Source organism: Gemmatimonas sp., from assembly GCF_044345575.1.
Taxonomy (GTDB): domain Bacteria; phylum Gemmatimonadota; class Gemmatimonadetes; order Gemmatimonadales; family Gemmatimonadaceae; genus Gemmatimonas.
In genome coordinates this window covers 1-17,409 of record NZ_JBIJAW010000037.1, presented here as the reverse complement: position 1 = coordinate 17,409, position 17,409 = coordinate 1, and the positions used below count along the sequence as shown (strand labels likewise).

Sequence of the window (17,409 nt, the reverse complement as noted above, 5' to 3'; positions counted from 1 at the left end):
CCTGCATCACCTGCTTGAGGCGATCGCTGCGCATCACGTCGCTGTTGCGCTTCATGCGCCCCAGCGCCTCGGTGACGAGCTCCCACGGATCCCAGCGCGTGGTCTCGTCTTCGCCGCTCTTCACGAGGCCGGCGAGGGCGTTGTACGAGTAGTACTCGTCGCAGTTCATCACGAGCAGGTCGCTCGACGACTCGCGGATGCCCACACCGATCACGTACTTGCCGTACTCCTTGAGCTTGATGACCATGCTCGAGAAGTCGGAGTCGCCGCTGAGCAGCACGAACGTGCCGATCTCCGGGCGCGTGAACACGAGCTCGAGCGCATCGATGGCGAGGCGGATGTCCGTCGCGTTCTTCTTCGCCGAGCCGTAGGCCGGCGCGAAGATGAGATCGATGCTCGCCTCGGTGAGCGGTACGATGTACTGCGGGTAGCGGCGCCAGTCGGCGTAGGCGCGACGCACCGCCACCTTGCCCTTCACGATGTCCGACGAGAGGAGATTCTTGAGCTCCTCCTGCAGGTCGGAGCGGATGCCCATCGTGACGTTGTCGAAGTCGATGAGCAGCGCCGCGTTCGGCGCGTGGGCCGGCGGCGCGACGTTGGGCTGGGCCACAGGGGCCATGGGAGCGATGGCGGAGGGGCCGCGATGGAACGGAGCAACGGAGCGGGTGGGCGCCGGTGCGCCCGACCGTGACGGATAACGACTCATGAAAAGACTAGCCTGGATACGAAAAGTGATCGAGCGCGCTCATGGAGTTCGCACTCAGCGCGATTGCGCGCGCGAGCTCTCGCCGCCGGACTTTGCCACTCCCCGTCATGGGGAAGCCGTCGAAGAAGCGGACGAGGTCGGGAACCTTGTCGGCGGCCATCGTGTCACGGGCGAATCGCTTGATCTCGTCGCCGGTGATGACCGCCCCTTCCACTGCCACGATGCACGCGCAGACCAGTTCTCCCATGACGTCATGGGGCACGCCGATCACGCAGACATCGTCCACTGCCGGATGCGCGCGCAGGCGATCTTCGAGTTCACGCGGATAGAGCTGGATGCCCCCGCGCGAGATCGTTTCCTGGCGTCGTCCGAGAATCCTCACGGTGCCGTCCTCATCGATGATCCCGAGATCACCGGTGAGGAAGTACCCGTCCGGCGTGTGGACCTTGGCAGTCTCCGCCGGCATGCGCAAATAGCCGCGCATGAGGTTGGCCCCGCGCACGGCGATTTCGCCGACCGCTTCGGGGCCGTGCAACTGTCCCGTCATGATGTCCATCGCCATCACCTCGATGCCGGGCATCGCGGTGCCCACCGAATCGCGGCGGGTCGCTTCGCTGTCACTGAAGCGGGTGATGGTCACGACAGCGCCCGTCTCGGTGAGGCCGTACGCCACGAGCACGTCGCACCAGCGACGCACCTTGCGCACGAGCGCCTCGGCCACCGAACTACCGGCCATGAGACCGGTGCGCAGCGAGCGCAGCGTCGACGGGTCGAACCCTTCCTCACGCATGAAGAGGTGGTACTGCGTGGGCACACCGTGCAGCACGGTCACCTTCGCCGAAGCGATCAGCGCGAGCGCGCCGGCCGCATCGAAGGCAGGTTGCAGCACGAGCGTGGCCCCGCTGGCCATCGTGCCCAGCATGGCGCTGAGTCCGAAGACGGCCGAAAACGGCACCGCCGCCAGCACGCGATCCTCGGCAGACAACTCGAGGACAGTCGCCGTGCGGACGGCGTTTTCAACGAGGGCCCGGTGCGACAGCTGCACCCCTTTCGGCTTGCCCATCGTGCCCGACGTGTACACGACCGCGAGATCGCGTGCATCGTCGGAGAGATCGGTGGCGGGACGCGGCTTCGCGGCCCCACTCGACACCAGATCCTCGAACTGAAAGATCCGGTCATCGTACCACAGATCCTCTTCACCGACCGTGACCACGTATTGCAGGTCGGGAAGGTCACCCAGCAGCTCTTCGAATCGCTGCAGGAAATCCACACCGTTCCATCGTTCGATGGTGACCACGGCGCTCGCCTCGGCGTGCCGCAGTTGATAGCGCAGATCGTGTACCCCGAGCGTGGGGTTCACCGGCACCAGTACGGCGCCGAGCTTCGCGGCGGCGAGCGTGGTGACGATCCACTCCACACCGTTGGGCAGATTCACGGCGATGCGATCGCCGGCGCCCAATCCCAGTTCGGAGAAGGCTGCGGCCAGGGAGGACGCATCAGCATCCACCTGCTGGTACGACCATGTCCGTTCCCCCAGGGTCGCCAAAACGCGCTCAGGATGTTCCTGCGCGCGCTGGGCGATCAGAGGGGCCAGGGACCACGAGGCTGCCATCTCACTCCGTGAGGCGAACGCGTGACCAAGCGTGGCGTAGCAACGGCAACGGCCGTGCACCACGCCGAAACGTAATGGGACGCGGGATTGGGTACAGCCGCGTAAATTACCGACTATGAACGAGATGCGGAAGTTGACGGGGGCGAATCCGGGGGGCGCGGCCGATCCAAAAGCTGAGGCGCTGCCGCGCGGATCGTCCCGGGCGCCTTTCCGCACCCGGCTCTTCGCAATGCTGTTGCTCTTTGCGCTGGTGCCCACCGTCACGGTGACCCTCGTGTGGGCTGGCGCGGCGACGCGCGCGCTCTCGCTCTTTTCGGCGCGATCGGCGTGGGAGCGTATCGCGCAAAGCGGCGACGACACCTATCGCATCGTGTCAGCGGCCCCCTTGAGCGTGGAACAGCGGGCTGCCCTCGAGCGCCATCAGGCCGACCTGCAGCAGTCGGCACAACTGGCGCGCCGCTTCGACTTCGTGACCGGGCGATCCGTGCGCCTGGTGCTGGTGGCCGCCGTGGTGGTGGTAGCACTGGTGGCCGTGGGCGCATCCCGCGTCGCGGGGCACCTCAGCCGGCAGCTCAGTCGTCCGCTCGACGAACTGGTGGGATGGACGGGGCTCATTCGCAGCGGGCGGGCGATTCCTGCCAACACCGTCCGCCGGGGCGCTCCCGAGTTCGAGGTCCTGCGCTCAGGAATGCGTACCATGGCCGACGAGCTGGAAACGGGGCGGCTCCGGGCGCTCGAAGCGGAGCGCGCTGAAGCGTTCCGCGAGTCGGCGCGGCGCTTTGCCCACGAGCTCAAGAACCCGCTCACGCCTATCCGCTTCGCCGTAGACCGGTTGCGGCGCGCAGCGCCCGACGAGTTGCGCGACACGGTGGAGGTGCTGGCCGAGGAGGCGAGCCGGCTCGAGGTGATGGCGAAGAGCTTCGCCCAGTTCGGTCGCCTCCCCGACGGTCCGCCGGCCGAGGTCGATGTGGCCGAGATGGTGACGCGGGTGGCCGAGACGACGGTGCCGGAGTGGATCACCCTCGATCTCGACTGCGCGCCCGGGCTGCCACTGGTGACAGGGTTTTACGAACCGTTGGTGCGGGCGGTGACCAACGTGTTGCTCAACGCCGTGGATGCCACACCGCCGGACGGAACGATCAGCGTGGCGGTCCGTGTGGAGCATGCCCCGGCCACAGGGGCCGAAAATTTCTCGTCGTTCGCTGACACCAAACAGGTGGTCATTGCCGTACGGGATACCGGGTGTGGCATCGCTCCCGATGCCCGGTCCCGCATTTTCGACCCTTACGTGACCACCAAGCCGGGCGGCACCGGTCTGGGACTCGCGATCGCGCTGCAGACGCTGCGCGCGCACGAGGGGACGATCGATGTGGCGAGCGAGGTCGGGCGCGGGACCATGATCACGATGCGACTGCCGGTCACGGCCGCCTGAGGGGACAGACGATGCAGCAGAAAGAAGCCACCATGCAGATCCAACCGCGTCCGGATGGCGGCAAGTCCATCGTGATTCAGAAGGACGATGGCACCGTCCAACGGATCGAGCTCTCCAATACCGGTGACGTGATCACGTCGACGGTGCAGGGCGAGGCGGCGACGGTGACTGTACCGCCCGTGCCATCGGCCGCGCGCCGCAAGGCACTCCCCGACGGGCTCGTGGAGATGATGGGGATCATTTTCGGCGCGGTCACCGTGATGTCGCTGGGCACCCCACTCGTGAAGGCGTGGGCCCGGCGCTTCGAACGCCGCCACGAGGTGCAGCAGAACGCGCAGATCGAGCAGCGTCTGGCGGCCATCGAGCAGGCCATCGAAACCGTCGCAGTCGAAGTGGAGCGCATCAGTGAAGGGCAGCGCTTCACCACCAAGCTGCTGGCCGACAAGGTGCAGCCTGAGATGGAGCGCGTGCGATGACCATCGGCTTCGTCATGCAAGCGACGAGTGATCCGGTCGCAGCACAGAAGGCGACCAACGCGGCGCAGAACGCGGCGCAGGCGCGGGCCAACGCGGACCGCGCCATCGAGAGTGCCATTCAGGAGGCGGAGCGGGCAGCCCGATCCGTGGGACAGGACGTACCGCCACCGGCGGAACCGGGAGAACCGGTCGTGTTCTCCACCGATGAGGGGCGGCCGGTGAACATGTCCTTCAAGAACGGCACGATCTTCCTGACACAGGACGGCCACACGCAGGCGATCCCATTGCGTGAGGCGATTCCACGGGAAGCGGCGCAGATCGCGTGGGCCATCCCGGCCACGCTCTCGATCCTGCTAATCTGGTGGCCACTGTCGCGTGCCGTCATCCGCTGGCTCAATCGCAAGCACGTGGCAAACACCGAAACCGCATCGCTCGAGGCGCGCATGCGCGATCGGTTCGAAACGCTCGAGCGCAATCTCGACACGGTGGCGGTGGAGATGGAGCGACTGTCCGAAGGGCAGCGCTTCACCACCAAGCTGCTGGCCGAGCGCGCGGAAAAGGACCGCGTGCCCGTCAGCGGTCAGGTATAGGATCGCCACATGCCCAGTGTCCTCATCGTCGACGACGAACCGAACATCCGGCGCATGGTCGGCGCCCTGCTGAGCGCCGAGGGCTACGACGTGCGCGATGCCGCCGACGGCGGGACGGGTCTCGCGCTCGCCGAGGCGAACGAGCCCGATATCGCGCTCGTGGATCTGATGATGCCGGGCGAGCTCGACGGTCTCGGCCTGCTGGAAAAGCTGCGCGAGCGTCGCCCCGATGTGCCGGTGGTCATGATGAGCGGACGCGCCGCGCTCACCGATGCCGTGCGGGCCACCAAGCTGGGCGCCTTCACCTTTCTCGAGAAGCCGCTCACTCCCGAAGGCGTGCTGCTGGCGCTCGCCTCGGCGTTCGAGTTGCGCCAGGCGCGCCGCACCGCCGCCGCCCTGCGAGAAGATCTCGGCATCTCGGGCGAAATGGTGGGCGATTCGCTGGTCATGCGAGACGTGCGCGCGTTGATCGGCCGGGTGGGTCCCACCGACGCGCGCGTACTCATCACGGGCGAGTCGGGTACCGGCAAGGAGCTCGTGGCGGCGGCACTGCACGAGGCTAGCCCGCGTCGCGATAAGCCGTTCGTGCGGGTGAACTGCGCGGCCATTCCGCGTGATCTTGTGGAAAGCGAAATGTTCGGCCACGAACGCGGCGCCTTTACCGGCGCCACCGACCGTCGTATCGGCCGCTTCGAACTGGCGCACACCGGCACGCTCTTCCTCGACGAGGTGGGCGACCTCGGCGCCGAAGCGCAGGCCAAGCTGCTGCGCGCCATCGAAGCGCGCGAAATCGAACGCGTCGGTGGCGGCAAGCCGATCAAGATCGACGTACGCATTCTCGCCGCCACCAACAAGGATCTCACGCGGGCGGTCGCCGATGGATCGTTTCGCGAAGATCTGTTCTTCCGTTTGAACGTCATCCCCATGCAGCTGCCGCCGCTGCGTGATCGCCCTGGTGATCTGCCCGCACTCGTTCGGCACTTCTCGGCGCGCCACCGGTCGCGCACCGGACGTCCGCAGGTCACCTGGCAGGCCGATGCGCTGGCGGCACTGAGCGCGTACCGCTGGCCCGGCAACGTGCGAGAACTCGCCAACGTGGTGGAACGACTCGCCATCCTGCACGCGGGGAGCGAAGTATCCCGCACGGAGGTGGTGCAGGTGATTCCGCAGGCGGCGACCGGCGCCGACACCAGTGACGTCGCGGCCGCGATCACCACCACGGTCCTGAACGAGGGGCTACCACTGAGTGACGCCCTCGACGACTTCGAGCGGCGCCTCATTGCGGCGGCGCTGGCGCAGAGTGACGGCAACGTGGCCGAAGCAGCCCGGCGCTTGCAGACTGATCGTCCCAATCTGTACCGGCGGATGCGTCGCCTCGGGCTGGCCGCGTCCGGCGAGTGAACTTCAGCAGGAGTCTTCGATGATCGGATCCCGCCTACGCGCGGCGCTCATGGTTGCTGCCGTTGCGATGACGGCCGTTCCGTTGAGGGATGCGCGTGCGCAGCGCGTGGGGAGCGTACCACGCGATGTGGCGCTCGACGTGACCCGCGTGTTCAACGCGAGCGCCACCCGGAAGGTACGTGGCGATTTCACCGTGGCCGCCGCGGACACCGTCCGCAGTAGTCTCGCGGTGCTCAACGGCAACGTACGCCTGAGCGGTGTCGTAATCGGCGACGTGGTGGTGCTGAATGGCGACGTGATGCTCGCCGATGGCGCCCGCGTCGAAGGCGGGCTCACGGTCGTGGGCGGGACCTTCCAGGCGCCGGAGCGCCCCAATGTGACGGGGGAAATCCGGGTCTGGAGTGCGCGCTATCGGTATCAGGAGAGTGGCGACACGCTCGTCGCGGAGACCGATTTGCTCACCCGCTTTTCACAGTGGGTGAACGAAGACGACGAGAGCGGCACGTTGAGCCAGTTCTTCGTGACCACGGCCCACACGTACAACCGCGTCGAGGGGCTTCCCATATTCGTCGGGCCCCGCTTCCAGACGCGCACGGGCAGCACGCGCGTGCGCGCCGAGCTCTTCGGCATTTTCCGGACCGGTGACCGGCTGGTCTGGAACGACGAGAACCTCGGGCATCGGGTGCTCTTCGAGGTGCGACGGGGCAATCGGGCCGGCGTGGCTGTCGGCGGCCGCCTGTTCGAGGAAGTGGAGGCGATGGAAGACTGGCAGCTGACCGACGCCGAAGTGGGGCTCGCAACCTTTCTGTTCTCGCGCGATTACCGCGACTATCACGAGCGCCACGGCGGTCAGGCATACGTGAGCCTCTTCGCGGGTCGGGGGCACGAGGTGCGGGCCAGCTATGGCGAGGAGCGATGGAACCCGCGCGTGGCGCGCGAGGTGTTCCGGCTCGACGACGACATCGCCTTCCGGAACAATCCGCGTGGCGATCAGGGGGTGGTGCGGTTGCTCACGCTGAGCGGCACCTTCGACACGCGCACCGAGTCACGCAATCCGCGTTCGGGGTGGTACCTGCGTGGCGAATACGAGCAGGGCTCGAGTGGCGCCCTCACGTTGGCCCCACTCACGGTGGGGGCCGGTCAGGTGAGCAACATCCTGCGCAACGTGCTGCCGCCGCAGCAGGTGCGGTATCATCGCGCCTTCTTCGACCTTCGCCGCTACAGTCGTCTTGGACCGAATGCGCAGCTCAACCTGCGAGCCGTCTTCGGCGGCTGGGTGAACGGCGACCCGCTGCCGGTGCAGCGCCGTCTGTCGGTGAGTGGTATCGACGCCCTGCCGGGCTTCGATTTCCGCCGCACCATCGGTAGCGCCGACATCGGCACCTGTGCCACCGGCGATGCCACGACCTACACGGTGCTGGGGCGTCCCGCGCAATGCGAGCGCATCGCGCTGCTCCAGGTGGAGTGGAAGGGCGACTTCCGGATCAACCTCTTCGGCGATGACGACAGCGATCGACGCTGGCGATTCGGTCGCGGCGGGGCCGATGGGACCTGGGTGCTGTTCGCCAACAGCGGACGCGGGTGGCTGGTGAACCGAGGTGCCGGTGCGCCGGCGTTCGTCGATCCGCTGATCTACGGCAGAACGCGGGTGCCGGAGCTGGGGACCTGGCGCACGGACGTCGGCGGCGGTTTCGACTTCGGTGATATCGGCGTGTACGTGGCCCAGGCCGTGTCGCAACGTGGCCTTTCGCCCAACGTGTACGTGCGCCTCGGCCGTCGTTTCTGAGCGCCAGACCCATGCCGTTGCTCCGCCCCGTCCTTTCGCTACTCGTCGCGCTGCTGCTGTTCAGCCGCAGCGCGGTCGCACACGCGCAGGGCGGGCCGTCCATCGACATCCGCGTCACCGCGCAGTCGTACCCCCCGCTCATCGCCGTGCGCAACGTGCTCACCGAGAAGGACTACGACGAATTGCTGCGCAACGGTTTCCCGGTACGCATGCACATGCGCGCCGAGATCTGGACGGTGGGGCGGTATTTCGACGACATCCGCGGCCGCGCTGAATGGGACGTCATCGTGCAGTACAACGTGGTGGAGAAGAGTTACGAAGTGGCCCGGCTCGTCGGCGATCGCGTGACGACGCTCGGCAGCTATGCCCTCTTCGCCGACGCGCGCGCCGCGACCGAGCTCGCGTACCTGCCGACACTCCGTGCCCCGAAACGCGGGCAGAAAGGCTACGTCCTCGTGCAGGCCGACGTGCAGGCACTCGAGGTGTCCGACCTCGACGAGCTCGAGCGATGGCTGCGGGGCGAGGCGCAACCGGCGGTACGCGGCAAACGCAGCCCGGCGTCCGCGCTCACGCGGGGAGTCCGCACGCTCGCGTCACGCATCCTCGGCGCGGAGACGCGCACGCTCGAGGCGCGGAGCGCGACCTTGGTGTTTTGAGTGGGCGACGAGCAGCGAATGCGAGTGACTGAGGACTGAGAACTGTCACTACACACTACAAACTCCCCGCCGTACACGGGATTCCCGTTCTTGGCGAGGAGTTTCCAGTTCGTAGTGACAGTTCTCAGTGCTCGGTTTTCACTACGCGAACGCACGGCCCTCAATTCGTGTACCCGCTCCCCTCGATCTTCTCCAGCTCGCGCAAGGTGTCTTCACCGTAGAAGGTGCGGATGTACTGCGACTGAATGGGGGTGAGGCGGCGCACGGCCCAGGAGAGGTGCACGAAGTGCGGCTCGACGGGCGCGTGGAGCGGCTGCATACCGATTTCGGCAGGCATGCGGTTGGCTTTCCGCGTATTGCAGGCGCTGCAGGCCGTCACCACGTTGGACCACTCGTTGGTACCACCGCGCGACATGGGAATGAGGTGGTCACGCGTGAGCGATTCACGCGGCTTCAGTTCGTTCGCTCGACGACCGCAGTACTGGCATTGGTAATCGTCACGCGCGAACAGGAAGGTGTTGGTCACCTGCCGGCGGAAGCGCCTCGGCACGTGCACGTAGCGCGTGAGGCGTATCACGGCGGGTCGCGGAAACGCCTGTTTCTCCGAGCGTACAGGGGTGTCCCGGTCGGCCTCGACGATTTCGGCCTTGCCATCGATGACAAGGCGCAGGGCCCGGCGCAGCGGGACCATCGTCAGAGGTTCGTACGACGCATTCAGTGCGAGACATCCGGCGATCACGCCCTACCCTCCGCTGAATCGTTCTGTGGTGAGTCCTGCTTGCGCACCAACTACGCTGCCAAGAAAACGAAACCCCGCCGATGCGTCGGCAGTGCCGACCAGCATGCAGCGGGGATACGTGAACTCAGCGAGGCGCGACCCTGACGAAGACGACAGGCCACCCGCATGCGCTGCGGGCGCTGCTACTTCTGAACACGGCGGACTCGTCGCGGGTGCGCATACCGAAGCATATCACGAGGTCCCTGCGCGCCGCCACTCCCGCAGTCGCTCGCCGGTTGCATCCTGCCGTATCTGCCAAACCGGTTGCGCCACTGTTACCTGACCGTCGCGTACCAGTTCACGACCGGCCACCGTGACGAGCGACGCCGTGACGTGTCCGGCCAGCACGTGCACCAGTGTCACGGCCGGATCGAAGACCGGCCCCACCGTCAGGGGAAAGGCGGCGAGATCGGCCGCCTTCCCCGGCTCGAGCGTTCCAATCTCACTCGCCAGCCCCAGCGCGGCGGCGCTTCCATGAGTCGCGAGCGACAGCGCCTCGTGCGCGCCCAGCGAGTCCGGAACGCCGGAGCGAATGGCGTGACAGAGCACGGCCTGACGCGCTTCGTCGAGCAGGTGCATGCGATCGTTGCTCGCGACGGAGTCGGTGCCCAGCCCAGTGCGGATTCCGTGGGCCAGCATCCGGTCCAACGGTGCGATGCCGTGCCCCAGCTTCGCGTTGCTGATGGGACAATGCACGATACTGGCTCCGTGATGCGCAATGCGCGCGAGATCCTCCTCGTCGGCGCGAATGACGTGGATGAGCAGCGGCTGCGCCGCCAGCACGCCCGTCTCTTCCAGCAGTGCGACCGGCGAGCGCGCCTGCCTGGCCACCGGAATACCACGGTCGCGCAGCCGTTCTGCAAAGGGGCCGGTCCCGTCGGACACGAACGCCGTCTCGGCGGCGCTTTCGGCGACATGTACCGCCATGGGGAGACGCTCTGCGCGCGCGTACTCGGCCGTGGCGCGAAAGAGTGACGGCGACACGGTATAGGGCGCGTGCGGGGACACGCCGGTACGTACGAGCGTCGTATCCTCAGTACGCAGCGCCTCCACGCGTTGCCGCAGGCGAGTCAACGCCCCGGCGCACTGCGCCGGATCGGGGCCGAACACTTCCACGTAGCCGATGCCGCGCACGCCGAGTTCACGCATGGCCGCAAGCGGAAGGGCCGAGTCGGTGCAGTCGGCGAGCGTGGTGATGCCATGTCGCAGCGCTTCCACGATCCCGAGACGCGCGGCGTCGAGCAGGTCGGCCTCACTCAGGACATCACGACGCACGATGGTGAGCGTACGCAGCCACTCGCGGAAATCGAGCCCCTCGAGAAATCCGCGGAGTCCCGTGAGTTCGAGATGCGAATGCGCGTTCACCAACCCGGGCATGAGCACGGCATTGCCGAGCTCCACGACAGCGACTCCGTCGACACGCGCGCCCTGATCGGCGGGGCCTACCCACACGATCCGCCCCTGATCCACGACGACGGCGCCGTGTTCGATGGGCGGCCGCGCGATGGGGAGCACCCATCGCGCCGTGTACATAGTACGGGACTCGAGCACCACGTGGCTCAGTCGGGCGGAAGACGGAAGGGATTGGCCGTGTCGCGCTTTGCCGCCGCCCGCGTGCTGTCCAACGCGAACGGCGACGGCCCGGCCGCATCGGAGCAGGTCTTGGTGGGCTCGTATCCCTGCACGAAGAACTCCGTGGTGAGCGCCCCCATGCAGCTCGCGTTCGCGAGTCTCCCCGTGGCGGCGTCGATCTCGCGCACGATCACGCCATCGGGACGCGGCCAGTCGGGAGGCTGCGGCTTGCGCCGATAGACCTCAGTCATGAACGCGGACCATGCCGGCGAGGCCAGCTCACCGCCCTGTGCATTGCTCTTGATCTTCTGCGGCTTGTCGAAGCCCATCCAGACGCCAGCCACGAGGTCGGCGGTGTACCCGATGAACCACACATCCGCGCCGTCGTTGGTGGTGCCCGTCTTGCCACCCGCCGGCACGCGGAATCCGCTACTCCAGATGCGTGCGCCCGTACCACGGATCACCACATCCTTCATCATGTTCACCATGAGCCACGACTCTTCCGGCGACAGCACGGCTTCGCGCAGGAGTTCCGGCTTCCACACCACCTTGCCTTCCGCGTTCTCGACCTTCGCAATGGAGTGCGGCGTGGTGCGCAGCCCGAGATTGGCGAACACCGAGTACGATCCGATCATCTGAATCGGATACGTGTCGGCCGAGCCGATGAAGATGGAGGGATAGGGCGGGATGGGCGTCGTGATGCCGAAGCGACGCGCCATCGTGATGACCGCGTCGGTTCCCACGGCCTGCCCGGTGCGAATGGCGGCCAGATTGCGTGATTGATAGAGCGCCTTTCGCATGGGCAGCGCGCCCATGAACTTCATGTCGTAGTTCTGCGGGGTCCACGCTTCCCCGCTCAGCTGATCGACCGAGATGGGTGAGTCGTCCACCACCTGCGCCGGGCCGAACCCCTCGTGCACGGCCGCCGCGTACACGATGGGCTTGAAGGTGGACCCGGGCTGGCGCAGCGCCTGTGTGGCCCGATTGAACTTGCTGTCGCCGAAGTCGCGCCCTCCGACCATGGCCCGCACGGCACCCGTACGGGGGTCGATGGCCACGAAACTGCCCTGGAGATACGGGGAGTTGGCCGCACCGGTCTCACCGCCTTCGGCGCTGCGGGCGAGATACGCCTCATACGTGAGGTGCGTGTACTTGCCGTGCCGCCCTGCCTCGATAGCCTGCAGCTGATTCTCGAGGGCGCGCTCGGCGGCCGTCTGCATGTCCACGTCGAGCGTGGTGTAGACCTTGAACCCTTCGTCGTAGAGTCGCTTGCCTAACTGCTGCTCGAGTTCCTGACGCACCCACTCCACGAAGTACGGGGCCACGTCCCCTGACTCGGTACGCTCGGCGAGTTGCAGCGGGTACGCCTTCGCGAGTGACGCGTCCTCATTGGTAATCGCCCCGGCGCGCCGCATGAGTTCGAGCACCGTGTTGCGACGCAGAATGGCGCGGTCGGCGAAGCGCCGCGGATTGTAGCGCTCGGGGCCCTTGAGCAGCCCGGCGAGAATGGCGGCCTCCGCCACGGTGACATCGCGCACGCTCTTGCCGAAGTAACGCTGCGACGCGGTCTCCACGCCGTACGCGCCATTCCCGAGGTAGACCTGATTGAGGTAGAGCTCGAGAATCTTGTCCTTGCTGTACCGGCGTTCGATGGCGCGGGCCACGCGGGCTTCCTTGATCTTCCGCAGCAGCGTTTTCTCGCGTGAGATGCGGTCGGAGAACACGTTGCGCGCCAACTGCATGGTGATGGTGCTGAAGCCCTGCGCGTAACCGCCGGCCTTGATGTTGCGCAGCACCGCTCCGAAGATGCGATAGTAGTCGATACCGTCGTGCTTGTAGAAGCGCTTGTCTTCGGTGATCACCACCGCATCCCGTACGTGCTTCGGGATGTCCTTGAGTTGAATGAGCGTGCGGCGCTCGAGCCCGAGTTCGGTGATGAATCGGCCGTCGGCCGCGTAGACCTTGGAGGTCTGCCGCGGGACGTACTGTTCGAGCGAGGCAATGGACGGGCAGCGGCCGTCCCGACAGATGACCGCCCAGGCGCCGGCGATCCCGCCGGCCCCGATGGCGCCACCGAAGACGGCCAGCACCAGTAGCCACCCCAGCCAGGGGCGTCGCGAAAGGACTGTGGAAAGAGCCATGACAGGGTGGAAGGTACACCCCAGCCGTGGGATCGGTACCGCTGGGGCGGGTGCTTATCTTGCAGTATGTCCGTCATCTCGAATCCTGCCGACTCGGCCCCCGCCGACGTGGCTGCGCCGCTCGCGGAACTCGCCTGGCGCGAGCTCCTCAATCAGCACACCGAAGGCCTCCCCGCCGCATTCGCGGCCGGCCAGGTCACGGCCTATGTCGGCTTCGACCCCACCGCGTCGAGCCTGCATGTGGGCAACCTCATCCCCATCATGGGGCTGGTGCACCTGCAGCGGGCCGGGCATCGCCCCATCGCACTCGTGGGCGGCGGCACCGGGATGATCGGTGATCCGAGCGGACGCAGCAGCGAACGCAACCTCCAGGACCTCGCGACGATCGCGACCAACGCGGAAGCGATCCGTCTGCAGCTGGCCAAGTTCCTCGACTTCGAGGGACCGAGTGCGGCCAAGCTCGTGAACAATGCCGACTGGCTGTGCTCTCTTTCGCTCATCGAGTTCCTGCGCGACACGGGCAAGCATTTCTCGGTGAATTACATGATGGCCAAGGACTCGGTGAAGAGCCGTCTCGAGAACGGCATCTCGTACACCGAGTTCACCTACATGCTGCTGCAGGCGTTCGACTACCTCGAGCTGAACCGTCGCGAGGGCGTGACCCTGCAAATGGGAGGCAGCGACCAGTGGGGCAACATCACCGCCGGCTTGGAGCTCATTCGCAAGTCGCAGGGTAGCGACGCGCACGCCCTGACCTTCCCGCTCATCACCAACGCCGATGGCACGAAGTTCGGCAAGAGCACTGGTGGTGGCAGCGTGTGGCTCGATCCGCAGCGCACGTCACCGTACCAGTTCTACCAGTTCTGGATGGGCGCAGACGACCGTGATGTGTCGCGCTACCTGCGCTTCTACACGCTGTTGTCGCGCGGGGAGATCGAGTCGCTCGACGAGGCGGTGCGCAACGATCCGGGCAAGCGGGCCGCACAGCGCGCGCTGGCGTACGACGTGACGGCGCGCGTGCACAGCGTCGAGGCGGCGCGGGCCGCCCAGGAAGTCTCGGCACTCCTCTTCGAGAAGGCGGATCCGCACGGCTTATCGGATGCGGCTCTCACCGCGCTGCGATCGGAGATCCGGTTCGCCGAATACACCCCGGCCGCCCAGCCGGCAACGGACGAGGTCGACGTGCTGCACGCCCTCCAGCTGCTCGGAATCGTCGATTCCCGCGGGGCCGCCAAGCGCCTGCTCGAGCAGGGCGGCATCAGTGTGAATGGCGAGAAGCTCGCGCAGCCCACGGTCACGTACGATCGCCTACTTCGCGGTCGTCATCTGCTCGTGAAGAAGGGGCAACGCGAATTCGGTCTCCTGCACGTACCCTGAAGGACCTCGGGCAACGACCGCCGCGCGGACGGTACCGCTCCCGCCGTCCGACTCAGAACGCGGGAGCGAGTGTCCCGAAGGCGCGTGACACGTTCACGAATCCCACCGCGCGGGCCAGTGCCCGGGCGCCGAGGTCGGTGGACACGAGCGTCGCATAGGGTAGCAACCCGTCACGCAGGACGTGCTGTACGGCGCGATGCAGCACCAGATGGCCGAGCCCCACCTGGCGGAAGGCGGGGTTCACCAGCACCCGCAGCCGCGAGAGCCGTCCCAGCGGGTACGCCGCGGTCGCGAGTGCCACCAGGACGCCGCCGCGCAGCGCCCCTACACGCAGCTGATCGCGCACGTCGCCAGTATCGTTTACGCCAGCGATCGCCTGCCACTCCTCGGCTGACACGTCGAAGCGAAGGGTATCGAGCAGCATTGGGGCCGGCCCGTACACCAGCACCGCGCTGGCGCCCGGCTCGCTCGTGATCGTCTGATCGTCCACCATGGCCAGCATCTCGTCACGCCGGAGCGGAGAGACCGGCGCCGGCGCATGTCGCAGCCCATCGCCCATGCCGCGGGGCGCAAACACCCGCAGCGCTTCCGTGACGGTGCGCTCAGCCAAAGCGATGCGAGGGCGAACGGGGACGCGGGCCATGTATGCAATCTGGGGGTCCGGACGACGGAGTCCAGTGCAGCGGGCCAAATACCTGGGCCGAATGGCAGGCCGTACAGCAGACGCCGCTTACCGCTCCAGCACCCCAATCACCGCGTCGATCTCCTCGATCGTGTTGTACACGTGCGGCGACAGCCGGATCGCGCCTTCACGCACCGTATGGCTCACGTGCGCCGCCGTGAGTCGCGCCGCCATGGCATCGAGCTCAGTGGGCGCAAACGATACCACGCCGGCGCGACGCCGCGGATCAGCGGGCGTGACGAGCCGCGTGTCGGAGCGCGACTGCGCCCAGTCGACGATGCGGGCAGTCAACCCCTCGATATGTGCGGCCACGTTGGCGACGCCGAGATCCAGCAGCAGTGCCGTACTCGCGTTCGCCACGGCAAAGTCGTGATAGGCCAGCGTCACCACTTCGAATCGCCGGGCATCATCGAAGAAATCGAACTCGTATTCGGTGAGCCTCGTGTAGTCGGTGGTGCTCTTCATGCAGGCCCAGCCAACATCGAGTGGCTGCAGCGCCGTCACCAAGTCGCGCCGCACGTATACGAAGCCGGTGCCCCACGGGCCGAGCTGCCACTTCTGCGCGCCGCTTGCGAAAACGTCCACGGGCAGGGCGTGCAGGTCGATGGGACGTACGCCACAACCCTGAATGCCATCCACGATGAAGAACACGCCGCGCGACCGGCACGCGTGACCAATACGGGCGAGATCGGCCACGTATCCCGTGGCGAACTGCGTCCAGCTGACCACCACGGCCACCACATCGTCGCGCTGCACGATGGCCCGCACCAGCGCCTCCTCATCGGGCAAGCCATTCACGCGCGGGATCAGCTCGAGCTCTACCCCACGCGAGCCGAGGGCCTGAAACGGATACACGCAGCTGGGAAACTCCCCATCGAACGCCAGGATGACGCCGGGACGCAATGGCAGGGCGCGCGCGGCGAGGTTGAGGCCGTAGGTGGTGTTGGGCATGAGCGCGATCTCCTCCGTATCGGCCCCCACCAGTGCCGCAAACTGTCGGCGCGCCGTCGCGGCGCTGTCGAGCAGGTCCTCAAAGGGGATCGCGTGCGGACGCGCCCGCCTTGCACTCCACGCGTCTGCCGTGTCCACGGCGACCCGCGGCATCGGCCCCACCGACGCCGCATTGAGGTAGATGGTCGGCTCATCGGCCATCCAGGAATACTGCGCCGCGCGGAGCGTGGTGGTATCGAGCATCGGTGTGTGACGGTGTGAACTCAGACAGGCGTGTCGGCGGCCGCCTCGGCGCCTTCCGCTGCATCATCGGCCTGCCGACGATCGAACTGCATGGCATGCAATCGTGCATACGCGCCGCCATGCAGAAGGAGCCCCTCGTGGGTGCCCTCCTCGACGAGGCGTCCGCCGTCGAGCACCAGAATGCGGTCGGCGTGCTGGATGGTCGCCAGGCGATGCGCAATCACGAACACCGTGCGCCCTTCGAGCAACCGGTCGATCGCCTCCTGCACGAGCCGTTCGCTCTCCACATCGAGCGCTGATGTGGCCTCATCGAGGATGAGAATGGGTGGGTCGGAGAGTAACGCCCGCGCGATGGCGAGGCGCTGACGCTGCCCACCGGAGAGGCGGGTGCCACGCTCGCCAAGGTTCGTGTCCCAGCCGTCGGGGAGCGCCTGAATGAACGTGAGTGCGTTCGCAGCGCGCGCGGCCGACTCGAGTTGCGCCGGCGTGGCATCAGGTCGTCCGAACGCGACATTGGCCCGCACGGTGTCGTTGAACAGCACTGTATCCTGACTCACGATGCCCGTCAGCGATCGCAGCGCCTCGAGGCGGATGTCGCGCAGGTCCACGCCATCGAGCGTGATGGCCCCCGAGGTGGGGTCGAGGAAGCGCGGCAGCAGATCCACCAGTGTGCTCTTGCCGGCTCCACTGGCCCCCACCAGCGCAATAACTTCGCCCTTGCGAGCCGTGAAACTCACCGCGCTCAGCGCAGCGGCCCCGCCCTCGTACTGGAAGCCCACCTGATCAAAGGTGATGTCTCGTTCGAAGGTGACCTGTGTGCGTGTCCCCTTGTCGGCCACCGTTTCCGCTGTGACATCGAGGATCTCGAACACCCGCTCCGCGCTCGCGAGCGACTGCTGCGCCGAGGCCGGCGTCTGGGACAGCTGCTTGAGCGGCTGCAGCAGGCGCATGACCTGCACCAGAAAGACCAGCAGTTCAGCGCCGGTGAGGGTCCCTTCGTCGAGCA

General features: G+C 66.8%; 15 protein-coding genes. 7 read left to right on the top strand and 8 right to left on the bottom strand.

What is annotated here, in order from left to right; genetic code table 11:
• The coding region (locus tag ACIQ6O_RS04170) for an NYN domain-containing protein (RefSeq protein WP_396206526.1) at nucleotides 1–619 on the bottom strand (619 nt) is incomplete at its 3' end.
• Nucleotides 620–713: 94 nt separating this feature from the next.
• Nucleotides 714–2,318, bottom strand: coding sequence for a class I adenylate-forming enzyme family protein (locus ACIQ6O_RS04165; RefSeq protein ID WP_396206525.1), 1,605 nt, complete (start codon nucleotides 2,316–2,318; stop codon nucleotides 714–716).
• Nucleotides 2,319–2,547: 229 nt separating this feature from the next.
• Between ACIQ6O_RS04165 and ACIQ6O_RS04160 the strand changes: the two genes are divergently transcribed.
• The 6 genes from ACIQ6O_RS04160 to ACIQ6O_RS04135 are packed head-to-tail and all read left to right on the top strand — an operon-like array spanning nucleotide 2,548 to nucleotide 8,659.
• A complete protein-coding gene (locus tag ACIQ6O_RS04160) occupies nucleotides 2,548–3,750 on the top strand; it encodes a sensor histidine kinase (RefSeq protein ID WP_396206524.1) in 1,203 nt (400 codons plus the stop codon).
• Between the two features lie 11 nt (nucleotides 3,751–3,761).
• Nucleotides 3,762–4,226 carry a hypothetical protein gene (locus ACIQ6O_RS04155; protein ID WP_396206523.1) on the top strand — a complete coding sequence of 155 codons (465 nt, stop codon included), beginning with the start codon at nucleotides 3,762–3,764 and terminating at the stop codon, nucleotides 4,224–4,226.
• Nucleotides 4,223–4,816 (top strand): hypothetical protein, encoded by a 594-nt coding sequence (locus ACIQ6O_RS04150; protein ID WP_396206522.1) that lies wholly within the window; start codon nucleotides 4,223–4,225, stop codon nucleotides 4,814–4,816. Before ACIQ6O_RS04155 ends, ACIQ6O_RS04150 begins: the two co-directional genes overlap by 4 nt.
• A gap of 9 nt (nucleotides 4,817–4,825) precedes the next feature.
• Entirely contained in the window at nucleotides 4,826–6,217 is a 1,392-nt protein-coding gene (locus ACIQ6O_RS04145; RefSeq protein ID WP_396206521.1) for a sigma-54-dependent transcriptional regulator, read from the top strand.
• 19 nt (nucleotides 6,218–6,236) lie between these two features.
• Entirely contained in the window at nucleotides 6,237–8,003 is a 1,767-nt protein-coding gene (locus ACIQ6O_RS04140; protein ID WP_396206520.1) for a hypothetical protein, read from the top strand.
• An 11-nt stretch (nucleotides 8,004–8,014) separates the two neighbouring features.
• Nucleotides 8,015–8,659 (top strand): hypothetical protein, encoded by a 645-nt coding sequence (locus ACIQ6O_RS04135; RefSeq protein WP_396206519.1) that lies wholly within the window; start codon nucleotides 8,015–8,017, stop codon nucleotides 8,657–8,659.
• A gap of 160 nt (nucleotides 8,660–8,819) precedes the next feature.
• Here ACIQ6O_RS04135 and ACIQ6O_RS04130 read toward each other — a convergent pair whose 3' ends face one another.
• The 3 genes from ACIQ6O_RS04130 to ACIQ6O_RS04120 all read right to left on the bottom strand — a co-directional run bounded on the left by ACIQ6O_RS04130 (nucleotide 8,820) and on the right by ACIQ6O_RS04120 (nucleotide 13,150).
• A complete protein-coding gene (locus tag ACIQ6O_RS04130; protein ID WP_396206518.1) occupies nucleotides 8,820–9,350 on the bottom strand; it encodes an HNH endonuclease in 531 nt (176 codons plus the stop codon).
• A 279-nt stretch (nucleotides 9,351–9,629) separates the two neighbouring features.
• Nucleotides 9,630–10,988: an amidohydrolase family protein gene (locus ACIQ6O_RS04125; RefSeq protein ID WP_396206517.1), complete on the bottom strand. Its 1,359-nt coding sequence runs from the start codon at nucleotides 10,986–10,988 to the stop codon at nucleotides 9,630–9,632.
• A gap of 8 nt (nucleotides 10,989–10,996) precedes the next feature.
• On the bottom strand, nucleotides 10,997–13,150 hold the full coding sequence (locus ACIQ6O_RS04120) for a penicillin-binding protein 1A (protein ID WP_396206515.1): 2,154 nt from the start codon (nucleotides 13,148–13,150) through the stop codon (nucleotides 10,997–10,999).
• A 66-nt stretch (nucleotides 13,151–13,216) separates the two neighbouring features.
• Here ACIQ6O_RS04120 and tyrS point away from each other — a divergent pair, with 66 nt between their 5' ends.
• Nucleotides 13,217–14,527, top strand: a complete 1,311-nt coding sequence (tyrS, locus tag ACIQ6O_RS04115; protein ID WP_396206514.1) for a tyrosine--tRNA ligase — start codon at nucleotides 13,217–13,219, stop codon at nucleotides 14,525–14,527.
• Between the two features lie 52 nt (nucleotides 14,528–14,579).
• Here the strand turns inward: tyrS and ACIQ6O_RS04110 are convergent, their stop codons facing one another.
• The 3 genes from ACIQ6O_RS04110 to ACIQ6O_RS04100 form a co-directional block, all read right to left on the bottom strand.
• The gene (locus ACIQ6O_RS04110) at nucleotides 14,580–15,170 is read right to left on the bottom strand and encodes a GNAT family N-acetyltransferase (RefSeq protein WP_396206513.1); all 591 of its coding nucleotides are present in this window, start codon (nucleotides 15,168–15,170) and stop codon (nucleotides 14,580–14,582) included.
• 87 nt (nucleotides 15,171–15,257) lie between these two features.
• Nucleotides 15,258–16,403: an aminotransferase class V-fold PLP-dependent enzyme gene (locus ACIQ6O_RS04105; RefSeq protein WP_396206512.1), complete on the bottom strand. Its 1,146-nt coding sequence runs from the start codon at nucleotides 16,401–16,403 to the stop codon at nucleotides 15,258–15,260.
• 20 nt (nucleotides 16,404–16,423) lie between these two features.
• On the bottom strand, nucleotides 16,424–17,409 hold a 986-nt coding region (locus ACIQ6O_RS04100), incomplete at its 5' end, for an ABC transporter ATP-binding protein (RefSeq protein ID WP_396206510.1).